Source organism: Fructilactobacillus florum 8D (assembly GCF_000512295.1).
Taxonomy (GTDB): Bacteria; Bacillota; Bacilli; order Lactobacillales; family Lactobacillaceae; genus Fructilactobacillus; species Fructilactobacillus florum.
The window spans coordinates 1-3951 of the sequence record NZ_ALXG01000044.1 but is presented as its reverse complement, the minus strand read 5'-3'; the positions used below and the strand labels follow the sequence as shown (position 1 = coordinate 3951).

Genomic DNA, 3951 nt, shown 5'->3' with positions numbered 1-3951 from the left:
CAAATTTAATTTTTTTTACACCAGCATAATGATCAGCAAAATCTTTAGCAATTTTATATTCTACTTTCTTAACATGTTCGACTCTAATAGCTTCTTTTCGTTCTTCTTCATTATTTTTTTCCATCGCAAAACCTCCTATACAAATTAATAAACCAAACGCAATTAATAATCCTTTATAATGTTTTTTAACAAATTCTTTCATAAACACAAGAACTCCTATAAATAATAATTGTTAAAATAGTCTTAACACTTTTTAACATTAAGAAATTTAATGAAAAATAAATAGTCTAGATTATTCATCACTGCTAGTAAAATGCTAATCCTTTGTTTCTCTCCAAAAGACAATGACGAAGACTTTTTATTTAAAATGTAATGTAATTTGAATCAAATTCATTTATCCAATAATCTAATTGTTTTTTTGATAACTTCTGTAAAAATCTAAATTCTTCAACTATTTCTTTTACTTTCAGTAAATTATCCAGATTTGCATCTTGAAACTGAATTCCAACCTTACTGTACATAAGGCGTTTTGGAAAACTCATTTCAACTTTACCGCTATCTGGATTAATACGACCTATTAATGTATTTGTTAAGGTACTTTTACCTATGACACCTACTGACCTTCCTAGTCTTAAATCAATAGATAAATCTTCAAACAATATTTTCTCTTTGTATTTTTTACTTAGTCCAATACCTCTAATCACAAAAAAATCCTTGATATTATTTATTAAAAATACTTAGGTATAAATTAAAAACATTGGTAACCGCCAATGTGTAACCAAAACGCTGGTATTCATATTTGAATGTGTTTTGGGTCATATTATTTCTAAACAAAAATTTCAATACCATAATTTATATTTTTATTTTTTAAAAAAGGATTTCTAATTTATTATATGATATTATTATTTTTTAATTGATACAAATTTATATTTAATATGTTGAAAATCATATACTCTAATATGAAAAATCGTTTTTACTGAAATTTTAACTGTTTTTCAAATGTGAAATTATTCGATTTGTAATACAACTAGTATAATTACTGAGTTTAGATATATGAAATAGGAGGTTTTTAATATGGGATTTGATGTTGAAAATGCAGCTAAGATTTTAGGAAATAATATTATGATTGAACGTAAAAATCGAGGATTATCCCAATACGAATTGGCTGACGGCATATGTTCCCAATCAATGATTAGTAGCATTGAAAAAGGACATTATGTTCCAAATTCAATATTATTAGCTCAGCTCTGTAATAAACTTGGTATCTCTATACATAATGCAATGTTAAATAATTTTTTTGAGATAGGTGAGTCTAGGGAAAATACAAAAAAGATAGAAAATCTTTGTAATAATCATAGATATGAAGAATTAATTGAATTTATGAACAAATCTAATCTATTAGATTCATTTAACAATTGTTTACTTATACAGTTTAGTCACATTAACAAAAGCTTCGCTATGGGAATGGATTATCGTTAAGATCATAATGTTTGTACTCTTCATCAGTAATTTAAAGTTCATTCACTGGATTACGGCAGAAACAATGCATAAACTTAGATAGAACAAAGCAAACAGAGGCCCTTAAGCAATATTCCGTATTTTTGCTTAAGGGCCTCTGTTTGCTAGTTGATTTATAATCATCATCTAATTGGACAATGCTATTGAGCTCTTATAAACGGTATCAGCTCGTGCAGACAAGTATGGCCACTAGGGTATACCCTAGTGGCCATTTTGAAAAATCGTTGTATTAAATCCAGCAAATTTCATTAATGAAATTTAAATATACCTCAAGAACTTATATATCTTCCAGTTTTAGATTATTAATGTCTTGAAAGGAGTGTACTTTAACATACTTTCTTAAGTCATGGACAGGGATAAATAGTTCATTTACATCTATAGGAGCATCTAAGGCCAATCCCAGTCTATATTCGTGTTGATCCTTGAAGTAAATGGGTTTAAATATATAGAGAAATTGTAATATATTCTTTAACAGAGAATCACTGCTTGAGGATCGACTAATCATTTTTGTGTCATTTTTGATGAAAATCCCATTTATATTAGTTATATTATTTTCCTCGTAAAGCTCTTCTTTTTTATAATCATCTTCATCAAGATACCTCACGGCACGTGAAAACAATCCAGATCCCTTCAGATTCTTGTCTTTCAAATAATCATTAACTTGATTACTTAAATTATTCAGTAACTTTGGGGTGTTTTCTGAACTAATGGTTATAAACGGTCTTTCAACACTATTACCATCATTATCGACATTTCCTTTTTTTAATTTTTCTGCGAAGTCAATATCCAAAATACCATCTTTAAAATCATTAGTACTTAGCATTGTAAAACAGGAAATAAAATAGCAATTCCTTAGCAAACTCCAATTTTTAGTTTTTCCCTCTGAATCGTCAAATTTTAGATTGGAGGACATAGTGCCAGTAATCTTTTCTTCAACTTTTCTATAGCATAGAATATCTTTTAAATAAAAATTAGTTTTTAAATAATTATTTGCAATATACTCATTAGGTACAAACTGCAATAAATTAGGTACAAACATTGGTAACCTCTCCTTTGTATTGTTACTACGTTAAACAAAATCTAGTACTTCGATCTGCTTGATGTTGTTGCGAGTTTCTTTGTATAATAGGTTCAGATGGAAAGCCATAACTGAGCTCACATGAATTGATTGTTCTAAACTATGGGCAGCTTACGCTGCCAGAATTTGTTTTAATTCAGTAATCACTGAAAACCCGAAGAGACTTCCGTTTCTTCGGGTTTCTTTTCTCATTGCATGAATAACTTCAACTCCAGCCAGGGTACTGGTGGCTGTGCGGATGTTTTGAAAGCCCTCTGACTGAACGTGATGTCTTTTGATAAATCGATGATCTTGTTCAATTAGATTATTGCGATATTTGGAACATTGATGAGCCTTTAGATCTATTAAGCCATCTTTAGCTACTTGTTTAATTGCTTTGAGCGTTGCTCCATACTGATCTGTTACCAAACAACTTGGGCGGCCGTAGGCCTTTAACAGTCGCTTTAAGAAATGATAAGCGGCCAGATAATCTCGTTGTTTTCGTAAAGAAAAGTCCAGTGTTAAACCTTGATTGTCAATTGCGCGATACAAATAGTTCCAGCTACCATTAATCTTAATGTAGGTTTCATCAACCCGCCAGCTTTGTGAAGTGGATTGTTTATGCCGACGCCACAGCATCTGGAAGATTGCGCCATAGTGGTGAACCCAGCGCATGATCGTTGTGTGGTGTACCGAAACACCCCCGATCGGCCATAATTTCAACGACATCACGATAGATTAAATTGAATCTAAAATAGTAACCAACGGCTACCGTGATGATATCTTGATTAAAATGACGACCTTTAAACCAATTTATGCGATCAACTCCCAATGATTTTCTTTAATTCTACCAAATTACGGATGCTACTAAAACTTTGCACCAGAACCCCAAAGACTTGGTACAGTGTCAACACGAACTCGTCTTGGAATTGATTAGTTTCTTTCCAGTCGTTTGGTGACAGCAATGCACGGTTACCCAGTGTCACGGCACGATTACGCCTGACAAGAATATGGGCGCTTGCCATCGGATTCTCACTACGGGCACTATCAATCATTAATTAATCATAGGAAAAAATTTATGTTCTCACTAATTTGGGCAATTATCATGATTTTTATAATCGGTTTTGTAATAAATAAAATATTTTATGTTTCGTTTTTTTTAGTGATTAATATAATTAACATAACGATAACAATGAAAATTAAAAATATTAATTGGTATATATTTGATAAATAAACTAAATTTAGTGAGCTTATAAAATTCCACAAAAAATGCATGGCAATTGGAATATATAAGTTTAATGTACTTATATAAATGACTGCATTAATGACCGCCATAAAAAAGGTAAAAATAATTTGTATAGTCGTTAATACAATAC

General features: G+C 30.6%; 7 protein-coding genes. 1 reads left to right on the top strand and 6 read right to left on the bottom strand.

Annotation, left to right across the window (positions count from 1 at the left end):
* Both B808_RS05285 and B808_RS05280 read right to left on the bottom strand, forming a co-directional pair.
* Positions 1 to 202 (bottom strand): hypothetical protein (locus B808_RS05285; protein ID WP_035422364.1); only part of this gene is annotated, 202 nt, incomplete at its 3' end.
* 160 nt (positions 203 to 362) lie between these two features.
* Positions 363 to 704, bottom strand: coding sequence for an ATP-binding cassette domain-containing protein (locus tag B808_RS05280; RefSeq protein ID WP_035422362.1), 342 nt, complete (start codon positions 702 to 704; stop codon positions 363 to 365).
* 370 nt (positions 705 to 1074) lie between these two features.
* Between B808_RS05280 and B808_RS05275 the strand changes: the two genes are divergently transcribed.
* Positions 1075 to 1479, top strand: coding sequence for a helix-turn-helix domain-containing protein (locus B808_RS05275; protein ID WP_051393821.1), 405 nt, complete (start codon positions 1075 to 1077; stop codon positions 1477 to 1479).
* A gap of 316 nt (positions 1480 to 1795) precedes the next feature.
* Here the strand turns inward: B808_RS05275 and B808_RS05270 are convergent, their stop codons facing one another.
* The 4 genes from B808_RS05270 to B808_RS06720 form a co-directional block, all read right to left on the bottom strand.
* Entirely contained in the window at positions 1796 to 2557 is a 762-nt protein-coding gene (locus B808_RS05270) for a hypothetical protein (RefSeq protein ID WP_009166836.1), read from the bottom strand.
* A 150-nt stretch (positions 2558 to 2707) separates the two neighbouring features.
* Positions 2708 to 3392, bottom strand: a protein-coding gene (locus B808_RS05265) for an IS6 family transposase (protein ID WP_100221818.1) whose coding sequence is annotated in 2 segments (ribosomal slippage) — positions 2708 to 3277 and positions 3279 to 3392 — 684 coding nt in all. Because the reading frame shifts where the segments join, the coding sequence is not laid out codon by codon here.
* 4 nt (positions 3393 to 3396) lie between these two features.
* Positions 3397 to 3630 (bottom strand): hypothetical protein, encoded by a 234-nt coding sequence (locus B808_RS05260; protein WP_009166838.1) that lies wholly within the window; start codon positions 3628 to 3630, stop codon positions 3397 to 3399.
* 88 nt (positions 3631 to 3718) lie between these two features.
* Positions 3719 to 3925 (bottom strand): hypothetical protein, encoded by a 207-nt coding sequence (locus B808_RS06720; RefSeq protein WP_404825386.1) that lies wholly within the window; start codon positions 3923 to 3925, stop codon positions 3719 to 3721.
* Positions 3926 to 3951: the final 26 nt, after the last annotated feature.